Source organism: Cetobacterium sp. (assembly GCF_048470075.1).
In the GTDB taxonomy this organism is placed as follows: Bacteria; Fusobacteriota; Fusobacteriia; order Fusobacteriales; family Fusobacteriaceae; genus Cetobacterium_A.
This window is the reverse complement of the sequence record NZ_DBGBQB010000093.1, coordinates 1-14205: the sequence shown is the minus strand read 5'-3', so window position 1 is coordinate 14205 and position 14205 is coordinate 1. Positions and strand designations below refer to the sequence as shown.

Annotated in this window: 13 protein-coding genes, 1 tRNA gene, 1 rRNA gene and 1 other annotated feature; all 15 genes read left to right on the top strand. The window is 34.1% G+C overall.

Going from position 1 to position 14205, the window contains the following annotated elements; all coding sequences use genetic code 11:
* Positions 1 to 17: 17 nt before the first annotated feature.
* Positions 18 to 134 (top strand): 5S ribosomal RNA (gene rrf / locus ACMOUI_RS03580).
* A gap of 171 nt (positions 135 to 305) precedes the next feature.
* Positions 306 to 458 carry a 50S ribosomal protein L33 gene (gene rpmG / locus ACMOUI_RS03575; protein ID WP_023051526.1) on the top strand — a complete coding sequence of 51 codons (153 nt, stop codon included), beginning with the start codon at positions 306 to 308 and terminating at the stop codon, positions 456 to 458.
* A 69-nt stretch (positions 459 to 527) separates the two neighbouring features.
* Positions 528 to 603, top strand: a tRNA-Trp gene (locus ACMOUI_RS03570).
* A 35-nt stretch (positions 604 to 638) separates the two neighbouring features.
* On the top strand, positions 639 to 821 hold the full coding sequence (secE, locus tag ACMOUI_RS03565; RefSeq protein ID WP_418964372.1) for a preprotein translocase subunit SecE: 183 nt from the start codon (positions 639 to 641) through the stop codon (positions 819 to 821).
* 1 nt (position 822) lies between these two features.
* Positions 823 to 1422 (top strand): transcription termination/antitermination protein NusG, encoded by a 600-nt coding sequence (gene nusG, locus ACMOUI_RS03560; RefSeq protein WP_418964371.1) that lies wholly within the window; start codon positions 823 to 825, stop codon positions 1420 to 1422.
* 65 nt (positions 1423 to 1487) lie between these two features.
* Positions 1488 to 1913, top strand: a complete 426-nt coding sequence (rplK, locus tag ACMOUI_RS03555) for a 50S ribosomal protein L11 (protein WP_418964370.1) — start codon at positions 1488 to 1490, stop codon at positions 1911 to 1913.
* A gap of 80 nt (positions 1914 to 1993) precedes the next feature.
* Positions 1994 to 2698 (top strand): 50S ribosomal protein L1, encoded by a 705-nt coding sequence (gene rplA / locus ACMOUI_RS03550; RefSeq protein ID WP_320314548.1) that lies wholly within the window; start codon positions 1994 to 1996, stop codon positions 2696 to 2698.
* Between the two features lie 77 nt (positions 2699 to 2775).
* Positions 2776 to 2919 (top strand) — a sequence feature (ribosomal protein L10 leader region).
* Positions 2920 to 2937: 18 nt separating this feature from the next.
* Positions 2938 to 3462 carry a 50S ribosomal protein L10 gene (gene rplJ, locus ACMOUI_RS03545; RefSeq protein WP_320314547.1) on the top strand — a complete coding sequence of 175 codons (525 nt, stop codon included), beginning with the start codon at positions 2938 to 2940 and terminating at the stop codon, positions 3460 to 3462.
* A 70-nt stretch (positions 3463 to 3532) separates the two neighbouring features.
* Complete coding sequence (rplL, locus tag ACMOUI_RS03540) at positions 3533 to 3895, top strand: 50S ribosomal protein L7/L12 (protein WP_418964369.1); 363 nt, start codon at positions 3533 to 3535, stop codon at positions 3893 to 3895.
* 209 nt (positions 3896 to 4104) lie between these two features.
* Positions 4105 to 7602, top strand: coding sequence for a DNA-directed RNA polymerase subunit beta (gene rpoB / locus ACMOUI_RS03535; protein ID WP_418964368.1), 3498 nt, complete (start codon positions 4105 to 4107; stop codon positions 7600 to 7602).
* A 68-nt stretch (positions 7603 to 7670) separates the two neighbouring features.
* Positions 7671 to 11615: a DNA-directed RNA polymerase subunit beta' gene (gene rpoC / locus ACMOUI_RS03530; protein WP_418964367.1), complete on the top strand. Its 3945-nt coding sequence runs from the start codon at positions 7671 to 7673 to the stop codon at positions 11613 to 11615.
* 56 nt (positions 11616 to 11671) lie between these two features.
* A complete protein-coding gene (locus ACMOUI_RS03525) occupies positions 11672 to 12547 on the top strand; it encodes a YicC/YloC family endoribonuclease (protein WP_418964366.1) in 876 nt (291 codons plus the stop codon).
* A gap of 12 nt (positions 12548 to 12559) precedes the next feature.
* Positions 12560 to 13114: a guanylate kinase gene (gene gmk, locus ACMOUI_RS03520; protein WP_418964365.1), complete on the top strand. Its 555-nt coding sequence runs from the start codon at positions 12560 to 12562 to the stop codon at positions 13112 to 13114.
* A 9-nt stretch (positions 13115 to 13123) separates the two neighbouring features.
* Positions 13124 to 13342, top strand: a complete 219-nt coding sequence (gene rpoZ, locus ACMOUI_RS03515; RefSeq protein WP_418964364.1) for a DNA-directed RNA polymerase subunit omega — start codon at positions 13124 to 13126, stop codon at positions 13340 to 13342.
* Between the two features lie 34 nt (positions 13343 to 13376).
* Positions 13377 to 14205: FAD:protein FMN transferase (locus tag ACMOUI_RS03510; protein ID WP_418964363.1), on the top strand; the 829-nt coding region annotated here is incomplete at its 3' end.

Below are 14205 nucleotides of genomic sequence, written 5' to 3'. Positions count from 1 at the left end.
AAGTAAACTAAATATTGATTGGCAACGATAGCTATGGAGGTACACCCAGTAACATTTCGAACCTGGAAGTTAAGCCCATAAACGCTGAAAGTACTTGGGGGGCAGCCCCCTGGGAGGATAGGAAGTTGCCAATCTTTTTTTATTTAGAGTAAAGAAAAAACTGTTGACAAAAATAGAAAAAAGTGGTATTATCATCTATGTCTTAAAAAGAAAGCAATAAATAAGGAAACTCTTGTTTACCATACAATAAGCTATAAGGTATGGGAGGATTTGTGATATCCGTTAGATGAGTGGAGGTGTAAAGAGTGAGAGTAAATATTCAATTAGAGTGTACAGAGTGTAAAAGAAGAAACTACAGTACTTCAAAGAATAAGAAGAACACTACTGAAAGATTAGAATTAAATAAATACTGTAAATGGGACAAAAAAGTAACATTACATAAAGAAACTAAAAAGTAATTCTTAATCTAAGAAGCGTTAGCGCTTCTTAGTTAATTATTAAAAACGATTCAATTTGCAACAACATGCAGGTCAATGGCTCAATTGGCAGAGCATCGGTCTCCAAAACCGAGGGTTGGGGGTTCGATTCCCTCTTGACCTGCCATTTTTTTATAAATTTAAAATTACTGGTGGTGCAAAATGGGACTAATTAACGATGTAAGAAGAGAGTATTCTAAGGTTCAATGGCCTAGAAGAAAAGAGATTGTTGCAGCAACTTGTTGGGTTGTTGCTATGAGTATATTTTTAGGAATATACTTAGGAGTTTTCGATATAATTGCTTCAAGACTTTTAAAGATGCTTGTATCTCTCTTTGGAGGATAAAATGGAAAAAAGCTTAGTGAAAAAATGGTTTATGATTCATACTTATTCGGGGTATGAGAAAAAAGTTAAAACAGACTTAGAACAGAAGATAGAAACTTTAGGTTTATCTAATATAGTAACTAAAGTTTTAGTTCCTGAAGAGGAAACTATCGAAGAGAGAAGAGGAAAGAAAAAAGTTATTTCAAGAAAACTGTTTCCGGGTTATGTTATGCTAGAAATGGAAGCTACTAGAGAGGAAAGTGGAGATGGAATCAACTTTAGAGTAGACTCTGATGCTTGGTATGTTGTTAGAAATACTAATGGTGTAACAGGATTTGTTGGAGTAGGATCTGATCCAATTCCAATGGAAGATGATGAAGTCGAAAATATCTTCTCTGTTATAGGATACAAAAATGATGAAGATGAGAAAGCACTAAAAGAGGTTATAAAAGTTGACTATGAGGTAGGAGACTATGTTAGACTTCTTTCTGAAGGATTTGAAAATCAAGAAGGAAAAGTTGCTGAAATCGATATGGAACATAGAAAAGTTAAGGTGATGATGGAGATGTTTGGTAGAATGACTCCAATAGAGGTTGACCTTAACAGTGTAGAGAAGGCTTAATTATTTTAAGCCAGTGGGAGATCGCAAGATCAATACCACAATTTTATGGAGGTGTAATTTAAACAATGGCAAAAGAAGTAATCGGATTAATAAAACTACAATTACCTGCTGGAAAAGCTAACCCTGCTCCACCAGTAGGACCAGCATTAGGACAACACGGAGTTAACATTATGGAATTCTGTAAGGCGTTCAATGCAAAAACTCAAGATAAAGCAGGATGGATCATCCCAGTTGAGATCTCTGTATACAATGACAGATCTTTCACATTTATCTTAAAAACTCCACCAGCATCTGACTTATTAAAGAAAGCAGCTGGAGTTCAATCAGGAGCTCAAAACTCTAAAAAAGAAGTAGCTGGAAAAATTACTACAGCTAAATTAAGAGAAATCGCTGAAACTAAGATGCCAGATTTAAACGCTGGATCTATAGAAGCTGCTATGAACATCATAGCTGGATCAGCTAGATCAATGGGAATCAAAATAGAGGACTAATTAGAAGTCAATTCTTATTTATGTGATATTAAGTGGTAGGATGAAAACATCCGTTTAACCACAGGAGGAGGAAATTTTCAATGGCAAATAAAAGAGGTAAGAAATACCTAGAAATAGCTAAATTAGTTGAGCAAGGAAGACTATACGAGGTTAAAGAAGCTTTAGAACTTGTAAAAAAGACAAGAACTGCTAACTTCGTAGAGACAGTTGAGATTGCATTAAGATTAGGAGTAGATCCTAGACATGCGGACCAACAAGTTAGAGGTACAGTTGTACTTCCACACGGAACAGGAAAGACAGTTAAAATCTTAGCAATAACTTCAGGAGCTAACATAGAGAAAGCTTTAGAAGCTGGAGCAGATTATGCTGGAGCAGAGGAGTATATCGAGAAGATTCAACAAGGTTGGTTCGATTTTGATATCGTAATCGCAACTCCAGACATGATGCCTAAATTAGGAAGATTAGGAAGAATATTAGGAACTAAAGGTTTAATGCCTAACCCTAAGTCAGGAACAGTTACACCAGATATCGCAACGGCAGTATCTGAGTTCAAGAAAGGAAAACTTGCATTTAGAGTAGACAAGTTAGGATCAATCCACGCACCAATCGGTAAAGCTGATTTCTCTGAAGAAGCTTTATTAGAGAACTTCACTGCGTTTATCAATGAGATTGTAAGACTTAAGCCATCTGCTTCTAAAGGTCAATACTTAAGAACTGTTGCAGTTTCTTTAACTATGGGACCAGGAGTTAAAATGGACCCAGTTTTAGTTGCAAAAAATGCATAATTAAAGTTTGCAAAAATTTAAATTATATGTTATAATTATAAAGTTGTAAAATTATAACTTAAAAAGTTGGATAAATAATTAAATATAGATCCAAACCAAAGACCGTAGGTGACGCAAGTCTTAAATATCCTACCGAGGTTGGAAGAAGGTATTCACTAACCTCAATAGTTAGATTTAGAACCTCCGTTCCTACCTTGGAGCGGAGGTAATTTTAGAGTAAAAGAGGAGGTGAATCAATAATGGCAACTCAATTAAAAAAGGAACTTGTAGCTGAATTAGTTGAAAAAATTTCTAAAGCTCAATCAATCGTTTTAGTTGACTATCAAGGTCTTAAAGTTAATCAAGAGACTGAGTTAAGAAAACAAATGAGAGAAAACGGAGCTGAGTACTTAGTTGCTAAGAACAGACTGTTCAAAATAGCACTAGCTGAGGCTGGTATCGCTGATAAATTCGATGATTTACTAGAGGGGACTACTGCATTTGCATTCGGATATGCTGATCCAGTAACTCCAGCAAAGGTAGTTTACGATGTGGAAGCGGCTCAAGCAAAAGCAAACGCAAAAGCTAAGAAAACTATATTCACTATAAAAGGTGGAGTATTAACTGGTAAGAGAGTTGAAGCTGCAGAGGTAGTAGCACTAGCTAAATTACCTTCTAGAGAGCAACTTCTTTCTATGGTTCTTAACGGAATGCTTGGACCAGTTAGAAAACTTGCTTACGCAACTGTGGCAATCGCTGATAAGAAAGAAGCAGCTGCTGAGTAATCACTTGTTGATTTTAGAGTATTATTGATTTAATAAAAAAAGAATTAGGAAAATTTAAGGAGGATTTATAATGGCATTCAATAAAGAGCAATTCATAGCTGATTTAGAAGCTATGTCAGTATTAGAGTTAAGAGAATTAGTAACAGCTTTAGAGGAGCACTTCGGTGTTACTGCTGCTGCACCAGTAGCTGTAGCTGCTGCTGAGGGACCAGCTGTAGAGGAGAAGACAGAGTTTGACGTAGTGTTAACTTCTGCAGGAGCTAACAAAATAGCTGTAATCAAAGAGGTAAGAGCAATTACTGGATTAGGATTAAAAGAAGCTAAAGAGTTAGTAGATAACGGTGGAACATTAAAAGAGGGAGCTTCTAAAGAAGAGGCTGAAGCTATAAAAGCTAAATTAACTGAAGCTGGAGCTACAGTAGAGGTTAAGTAATAACCCTTACAAGGTTGCCTTAAGCAACTAGTTATACTTAAATAAAAAAAATAGGCACTCTAATGGGGTGCCTTTTTACTCATTATAATGAAAATTATTAAAAATCTATTAAAAGTAAGTTAATACTTAATCTTTTGAAAATAAAAAGGCTTTTATTTTCCAAAGATTAGGTATTGATCACTATATGAAATAGTAAGGAGTGTGAATTGATGGGGAAACTCGTTGAAAGATTGAATTTTGGAAGAATCGAAGAAAGAGGTACTATGCCTCATTTTTTAGAATTCCAACTGGATTCCTATGAAGATTTTCTACAAGCTAAGGAGGCTCCACTTAACAGAAAAGATAAGGGGTTAGAATCTGCTTTTAGAGAAATATTCCCTGTTGAATCTTCAAATGGAGATATAAAATTAGAGTATGTTTCTTATGAGTTACATGAAGCGGAAGCTCCATTGAATGATGAGCTTGAATGTAAGAAAAGAGGGAAGACTTATTCTGCATCTTTAAAGGTAAGACTAAGACTTACTAACAAAAAGAGTGGAAACGAAATCCAAGAGACACTTGTTTATTTTGGAGAAGTTCCTTTAATGACTGAAAGAGGAACATTTATAATAAATGGAGCTGAAAGAGTTGTTGTATCACAGCTACATAGATCTCCAGGAGTATCATTTAACAAAGAAGTTAATATTCAAACAGGAAAAGACCTGTTCTCTGGAAAAATTATTCCTTACAAAGGAACTTGGTTAGAGTTTGAAACTGATAAAAATGATTTCTTAAGTGTTAAAATTGACAGAAAGAAGAAAGTTCTAGCAACTGTATTCTTAAAAGCTGTTGATTTCTTTGATACAAATGAAGAGATAATGGATGAGTTTTTAGAGGAAAAAGAGATTAACTTATCAGAATATTATGCAAGATATTCAAATAAAGAGGAGTTAATAAGCGTACTTAAAACTAGAATCGAAGGAAGCTTTATTAAAGAGGATGTATTTAATGAAGAGACTGGAGAGATTTTATTTGAGACTAAGCAATTAATTACAGAAGCAGTAATATTTGATTTAGTAGATTTAAAAATAGAAAATATTTTAGTATGGGAAGTTAAACCAGAGGACAAAGTATTTGCTAATACAATAGTAAATGACACTGGAGACACAAAAGAGGAAGCTGTAACAGAGGTATTTAAGAAATTAAGACCAGGAGATTTAGTGACAATTGATTCTGCTAGATCTTTGATTAAACAGATGTTCTTCAATCCACAAAGATATGATTTAGAGCCTGTTGGAAGATACAAAATGAACAAGAGATTAAAATTAGATCTTCCAGAAGATGAAATTCTATTAACAAAAGAGGATGTAATCGCAACTATAAAGTATGTTATAAGTTTAAACAACGGTAAAGGACATACAGATGATATAGATAATCTTTCTAACAGAAGAGTTAGAGGGGTTGGAGAGTTACTATTAATGCAGATTAAAGCTGGACTTTCTAAAATGGGTAAAATGGTTAAAGAGAAAATGACAATACAGGATGTTGAAACATTAACTCCACAATCATTATTAAACACTAGACCACTAAATGCATTAGTATTGGATTTCTTTGGATCTGGACAGTTATCACAGTTCATGGACCAATCAAACCCACTTGCTGAATTAACTCACAAAAGAAGAATATCAGCATTAGGACCTGGAGGACTTTCAAGAGAAAGAGCAGGATTCGAGGTAAGAGACGTACATGATTCTCACTATGGAAGAATTTGTCCTATCGAGACTCCAGAGGGTCCAAACATTGGACTAATAGGATCTTTAGCAATATATGCTAAAGTAAACTCATATGGATTTATTGAAACTCCATATGTAAAAGTAGAGAATGGAATTGCTAACTTTGATAACATCCACTACTTAGCAGCAGATGAAGAAGAAGGATTATTCATTGCCCAAGCGGATACTAAGATTGGTGAAAATGGAGAACTTTTAGGTGACGTAGTATGTAGATATGGACATGAAATAGTAAATATTTCTGGAGAGAAGGTACACTACTTAGATGTATCGCCTAAACAGGTTGTATCAGTTTCAGCAGGATTAATACCATTCCTTGAGCACGATGACGCCAACAGAGCACTGATGGGATCAAACATGCAAAGACAGGCTGTTCCATTATTGAGAACAGAAGCTCCATTTATAGGAACAGGACTTGAAAGAAAAGTAGCTGTTGACTCAGGAGCAGTAATTTCAGCTAAGGCAAAAGGTAAAGTAACTTATGTAGATGCAAAAGAGATTATTATCGAAGATGCAGAAGGAAAAGCTTACAGACATAGATTATTAAACTTTGAAAGATCAAACCAAGCTATGTGTTTACATCAGACACCATTAGTTGACTTAGGGCAAGAGGTTGAATTAGGTCAAGTAATAGCTGATGGACCAGCAACAAAAGGTGGAGATTTAGCTCTAGGAAGAAATATTCTAATGGCATTCATGCCTTGGGAAGGATATAACTATGAGGATGCGATTCTTATATCTGATAGATTAAGAAAAGATGACGTATTTACATCTATCCATATAGAGGAATATGAAATAGAAGCTAGAAATACTAAATTAGGTGATGAAGAGATTACAAGAGAGATACCAAATGTATCTGAGGAAGCATTAAAGAACTTAGACTCAAGAGGAATCATTGTTGTAGGATCTGAAGTTGGACCAGGGGATATCCTAGTTGGAAAAACAGCACCTAAAGGTGAATCAGAGCCACCAGCAGAGGAGAAGCTATTAAGAGCTATCTTCGGAGAGAAAGCAAGAGATGTAAGAGATACATCATTAAAGATGCCTCATGGATCTAAAGGAACAGTTGTTGAAGTTCTTGAGTTATCAAGAGAGAATGGAGACGAGCTAAAAGCTGGAGTAAATAGATCAATAAGAGTATTTATTGCTGAAAAAAGAAAGATAACTGTTGGAGATAAAATGTCAGGAAGACACGGTAACAAAGGTGTTGTTTCTAGAGTATTACCAGCAGAGGATATGCCATTCTTAGCAGATGGTACACACTTAGATGTTGTAATCAACCCACTTGGAGTTCCTTCACGTATGAACATTGGACAGGTTCTTGAGGTTCACTTAGGAATGGCAATGGGTAAATTAAATGGTGGAACATACTTGTCAACTCCAGTATTTGATGGTGCAACAGAGGAGCAAGTAAAAGATTATTTAGAAAAAGCTGGATATCCAAGAAAAGGTAAGGTTACTTTATTTGATGGAAGAACTGGAGATAAATTTGACAATCCAGTAACAGTTGGAAGAATGTATATGTTAAAACTTCACCACCTTGTTGAAGATAAGATGCACGCAAGAGCAATTGGACCATACTCATTAGTAACACAGCAACCTCTTGGAGGAAAAGCACAATTCGGAGGACAAAGACTTGGAGAGATGGAGGTTTGGGCTTTAGAAGCATATGGAGCTTCAAATATCCTTCAAGAGATGTTAACAGTTAAGTCTGACGATGTAACAGGTAGAACAAAAACTTATGAAGCAATTGTAAAAGGTGAAGAGATGCCAGAGGCAGATTTACCAGAGTCATTTAAGGTTCTATTAAAAGAGTTCCAAGCTTTAGCGCTAGATGTAGAACTTTTTGATTTTGACAATGAGTTAATTAACGTTAACGAAGAGTTAGGAAAAGACGAAACAATCGTTGAGTTTTCTTTATCTGACCAAATAAACTAATTTTAAGTAAAATTGAATATGATGATAGATGAAAGCTTTATCTCATTTAAGGAGGCTTTGTATTTAATATGGGAATTAAAAGTTTTGAGAAGATTAGAATTAAACTAGCTTCTCCAGAGAAGATAGAAGAGTGGTCGTACGGAGAAGTTACGAAACCAGAAACAATAAACTATAGAACACTAAATCCAGAGATGGATGGACTGTTCTGTGAAAGAATATTCGGACCATCGAAAGATTGGGAATGTTCATGTGGAAAATATAAAAGAATGAGATATAAAGGACTAGTTTGTGAGAAGTGTGGAGTTGAAGTAACTAAGTCTAAAGTAAGAAGAGAAAGAATGGGGCACATTGCATTAGCTGCCCCAGTAGCTCATATTTGGTATTCTAAAGGAACTCCAAATAAGATGTCTCTTATTTTAGGAATCTCTCCAAAAGAGTTAGAATCAGTTTTATATTTTGCTAGATATATAGTAACAGCTAGTGAAGAGCCAACTTTAAAAATTGGTAAAATCATAACTGAAAAAGAGTACAAGTTATATAAACAGATGTACGGAAAACAGTTTGAAGCAAAAATGGGAGCAGAAGCTATTTTAAAACTATTAGAGATGATAGATTTAGAAGAGTTAAGAGTAGAGTTAGAAAAAGAACTTGAAGATGTAAATTCAGCTCAAAAAAGAAAGAAGTTAGTAAAGAGATTAAAAATAACTAGAGACTTTATAGCCTCTGGAAACTTACCTCAATGGATGATTCTAAAGAATGTTCCAGTAATTCCAGCAGATTTAAGACCAATGGTTCAATTAGATGGTGGAAGATTTGCAACTTCTGACTTAAATGATCTATACAGAAGAGTTATCAATAGAAATAACAGATTAAAAAGACTTTTAGAAATAAAAGCTCCAGAGATTGTTGTTAAAAATGAGAAAAGAATGCTTCAAGAAGCAGTTGACGCTCTAATTGATAATGGAAGAAGAGGAAAACCAGTTGTTGCTCAAAATAACAGAGAGTTAAAATCGCTTTCTGATATGTTAAAAGGAAAGCAAGGAAGATTTAGACAAAACCTTCTTGGAAAAAGGGTAGACTACTCTGCAAGATCGGTTATCGTTGTAGGACCTTCTTTAAAGATGCACCAGTGTGGAATTCCAAAGAAAATGGCTCTTGAGCTATACAAACCTTTCATAATGAGAGAGTTAGTAAAAAGAGAGTTAGCTTCTAACATAAAAACTGCTAAAAAATTAGTTGAAGATGCGGACGATAAAGTTTGGGATGTAATTGAAGATGTAATCCAAGATCACCCAGTTTTATTAAACAGAGCTCCAACACTACATAGACTGTCAATACAAGCTTTTGAACCTGTATTAATAGAGGGAAAAGCAATAAGATTACACCCTCTAGTATGTTCGGCATTTAATGCTGACTTTGACGGAGACCAGATGGCAGTTCACCTAATGTTATCACCTGAAGCTATAATGGAAGCTAAACTTCTTATGTTAGCTCCTAACAACATCATATCTCCTTCAAATGGAGAGCCAATAGCTGTACCATCTCAGGATATGGTTATGGGATGTTTCTATATGACAAAAGATAGACCAGGTGCAAGAGGAGAAGGGAAATCTTTCTCTAATAAAGAACAAGTTTTAACAGCTTACGATAGAGATATCATAGATACACACGCTATTGTAAATGTTAGAATAAATGGTGAAATGATAAAAACAACTGCTGGAAGAATCATGTTTAATGAGATGTTACCAGAAGTGAACAAGCAATATGATGTAACATTTGGAAAATCTCAATTAAAGAAACTTATTGGTAAGTTATATGAGATGCATGGATTCACAAAAACAGCGGAATTAATAAATGATATTAAAAACTTCGGATATCACTATGCAACATTCGCAGGAGTTTCAGTAGGAATTGAGGACTTAGAGATTCCAGAAAGTAAGAAATCAATACTGGAAGAAGCGGATAGAAAAGTTGCAGAGATTGAAGCTGACTATAAGGCTGGAAAGATTATCAACGAAGAGAGATACAGAAAAACTGTAGCACTTTGGTCTGAGACAACATCTAAAGTAACAGATGCAATGATGAATGGACTAGATCAATTTAACCCAGTTTACATGATGGCGAACTCTGGAGCCAGAGGATCTATTGCACAGATGAGACAGCTTGCGGCAATGAGAGGAAACATGGCCGATACACAAGGTAGAATCATAGAGGTTCCAATCAAAGCGAACTTCAGAGAGGGACTAACAGTATTAGAGTTCTTCATGTCATCACACGGAGCTAGAAAAGGTCTAGCAGATACTGCTTTAAGAACTGCCGATTCAGGATACTTAACAAGAAGACTTGTTGATATATCACATGAGGTTATTGTAAACTCAGTTGATTGTGGAACTCATGAGGGAATCGAAGTAGCAGAGCTAGTTTCAGATGGACAAGTAATCGAAAAATTATCAGAGAGATTAATTGGTAGAGTACCAGCTGAAGATGTAGTATACGAAGGGGAAGTAATAGCTAGAAGAAATGAGATGTTCACTAAGGAACAAATCGCTAGAATTACTGAGCTAGAGATTAAGAAAATAAAAATCAGATCTCCATTAACATGTGACCTTGAAAAAGGAGTTTGTCAAAAATGTTATGGAATGGACTTAGCTAACCATAAAGAGATCTTACTAGGAGAAGCAGTTGGAGTTATCGCAGCTCAGTCAATTGGAGAACCTGGTACACAGCTTACAATGAGAACGTTCCATACTGGAGGAGTTGCCACAGCAACAGCGGCAGCAACAAGTATCAAAGCTGAAAACAGTGGAAAAGTTGTATTTAAAGATATAAAAGTTCTAGAGAATCAAGAGACTCAAGAGAAGATAGTTGTTTCTCAGTCAGCTAAGATTCTAATAGGAAACTATGATTATGAGATCGCTTCAGGATCTATCTTAAAAGTTGAAGAGGGACAAGAAGTAAAACCAGGAGATATTCTAGTTACATTTGATCCATACCATATCCCTATTATTGCAAACCAAGATGGAAGAATAGAGTATAGAGAACTATATGTAAAAGAAAACTTCGATGAGAAGTATAACGTTACAGAGTACATGGCTATAAAAACAGTGGAATCTGGAGATTCAAACCCAAGAGTAGTTATATTCGATGAGGATGGAACTGCAAAAGAGAGTTACTCAATACCATTTGGAGCATACTTAATGGTTAGAGAGGGAGAATCAGTAAGAACAGGACAGATTATAGCAAAGATCATTAAAGAGGGAGAAGGTACGAAAGATATCACTGGAGGTCTTCCAAGAATCCAGGAGCTATTTGAAGCTAGAAACCCTAAAGGTAAAGCTATTCTATCAGAAATAGATGGAAAAGTTGAAGTTACTGGTAGAAAGAAGAAAGGTATGAGAGTAATCATAATCAGATCAACTTCTGATACAGAGAACTTTAGAGAATACCTAGCTCCAGTTGGAGAGCATTTAGTTGTAACAGATGGAATGCTAATAAAAGCTGGAGATAAAATTACAGATGGAGCTATATCGCCATTTGACGTTCTAAATATCAAAGGATTAGTTGCAGCAGAGCAGTTCATACTAGAGTCTGTACAACAGGTATATAGAGACCAAGGAGTTACTGTAAACGATAAGCATATAGAGATTATTGTTAAGCAGATGTTTAAGAAAGTAAGAATAGTAGACTCAGGAGCTTCATTATTCTTAGAGGATGAGGTTGTAGAGAAGAGAGTTGTTGAATTAGAAAATAATAGATTAAGAGCTGAAGGAAAAGCAGAGATCAAATATGAGCCTGTAATTCAAGGTATTACAAAAGCAGCTGTTAATACAGGAAGTTTCATATCAGCAGCATCGTTCCAAGAGACTACAAAAGTTCTTTCAAATGCAGCAATAGAAGGTAAAGAAGACTACTTAGAGGGACTAAAAGAAAACGTAATTATAGGTAAGAAAATTCCAGCAGGTACTGGATATAAAGCTTATAAAAACATAGTTCCAGTTGAGATAGAGGACTAATAAAATAGGCGACTTTGTCGCCTATTTTAGCATTTTATTTATGAGAGGTTGATGTTATGAGAAGTATGACAGGATATTCTAAAGAATATTTTGAAAATGAGAAGTATGCAATATCTTTGGAGATAAAAAGCGTTAATAATAAAAACTTAAATTTAAAAATAAAATCACCTCATATGCTAAATTTTTTGGAAAATAAAATCAGAACAGAGGTTGCTTCTAGAGTTACAAGAGGAAGTATAGATTTAAAAATTGAATTTCAAGACAAAAGAGAAGTTGATAATCTATTTGAATATGATAAGAATATGACAGCTTCTTATTTGAAAGTTTTAAATGCTATAGAGAATGAGTATGATGAAAAGTTTAGCAATAAACTTGATTTATTAGTTAAGAATTTAAATGTCATTAGAAGAAATGATTTAGAGATAGATGAAAAAGAATATGAAAATTTTGTAATAGAGAACCTTCATTTGCTACTGGACTCATTTATTGAGATGAAAGAAGCAGAGGGTATCAGAATGAAAAATTATTTTTTACAATGTATTGATGTGATAGAAAAAAACGTACAAGAGATAAAAATGCTAAAAGAGAGTATAGTTTTAAACTATAAAGAGAGATTGTTAGAAAGACTTTCTAAAATAACAGATATTGAATTTAATGATGAGTCTCTTTTAAGAGAGGTTCTTCTATTTACTGATAAATCTGATATTTCAGAGGAAGTTTCTAGGCTAGAAAGTCATCTTTATCAATTAAAAATAGAGTTGGATTCCACAAATACAGGAGTAGGAAAGAAAATTGATTTTATTCTTCAAGAGATTTTTAGAGAGTTAAATACCTCAGGAGTAAAATGTAATTTATATGATATTTCAAAGTTAATTGTAGAGTGTAAAAATGAAATAGAAAAAATTAGAGAACAAGCTCTAAATATAGAATAAAGGAGAATGCAAATGAAAAAGGGAGAACTATTTATTGTATCTGGACCAAGTGGTGCTGGAAAATCAACAATATGTAGAATAGTTAGAAAACAGCTGGGTATCAATTTGGCAACTTCAGCTACAACTCGTGCTCCAAGAGAGGGAGAGTTACATGGAAGAGATTATTATTTCTTAACGGTAGATGAGTTTAAAAATAAGATTGAAAACAATGAATTTTTAGAGTACGCAACTGTTCATACTAACTACTATGGAACTTTAAAATCTGAAGTAGAATCAAGATTATCATCTGGTGAAAATGTTATTCTTGAGATAGATGTTCAAGGAGGACTTCAGGTAAAAGCAGTTTATCCAGAGGCTCACTTAATATTCTTCAAAACTCCAACAATGGAAGATTTAGAGAGAAGACTAAGAGGAAGAAAAACTGATAGTGAGGAAACTATCCAACTGAGATTAAAAAACTCTATAAAAGAGTTAGAATATGAGAAAGATTACGATATAACTATCATTAACTATACAGTTGAAAAATCATGTGATGAATTAGTAAAAATTATAAAATCTAAAAACTAGGAGGATATCATGAAAAAGGTAATTACTTATGACGAACTATTAGAAAAAATACCTAATAAATATACATTGACAATAACTGCTGGAAAAAGAGCGAGAGAGATTGGTAAAGGAGCTCCAGTACTTACGAAAGTATCTAAGAAAGATACAGTTGTAAAGAAAACTTTCAGAGAGATTATAGATGGGAAAATCACTTTTGGTGAAAAAGTGGAGGATTTAATAAATGAGTAAGAGTAGAAATATATTTCTACTCTTTTTGCTTTTTTTGTTACTGATAGGTTGTGATAAAAAAGTAAAAAGAGTGGATGAGGAACGATTTGCTTTTGGAACTTTTTTTAAGGTTTCGGTGTTTTCAAATGATGAAAAAAAGGCTAAAGAGGATATAGATAAGACTTTTCAAGAGATTGAAAGAATAGATTCAAAATATAATAGTAAAGTAAAAGGCAGTTTAGTTGATCGTTTAAACACTGATAAAAAAGTTAATTTTGATGAGGAGGGTATCTTTTTATTATCAGAGGTAAATAGAGCCTATAAACTATCAGAAGGTAAATATGATATAACTATGGAACCTCTAATGACTGTTTGGGGATTTTCAGAAGATGTTCTTCCAAGAGAGAGTTTACCAAGTGATTTAGAACTGGAAAATGCTGCATCAAATGTTGATTTTTCTCAAGTTAAAGTGGATGGAAATACCGTTATAATTGGAAAAGATGGAATAAAAATAGATACGGGATCTTTTTTAAAAGGGTACGCAGTGAAAAAAGCTGGAGAAAAATTGAGAGCAGCTGGGGTTAAGAGTGGATTCATATCAGCTATATCCAGTATAGAAGCGATAGGTGTAAAGGGTGATGGAACTCCTTGGAAAATAGGGATACAAAATCCCAATAATCCTTCAGAGATACTTGGAATTGTGGAGCTTAATAACCAGAGTATGGGAGTTTCTGGAGATTATCAAACATATGTAGAAATAGACGGTAAAAGATATCACCATATTATAGATAAAAATACAAAATATCCAGTTAAAGATAAGAAAATGGTTGTTGTTGTGAATAAAAACTCTTTTGAAGCTGATTTATATTCAACTACTTTTTTCC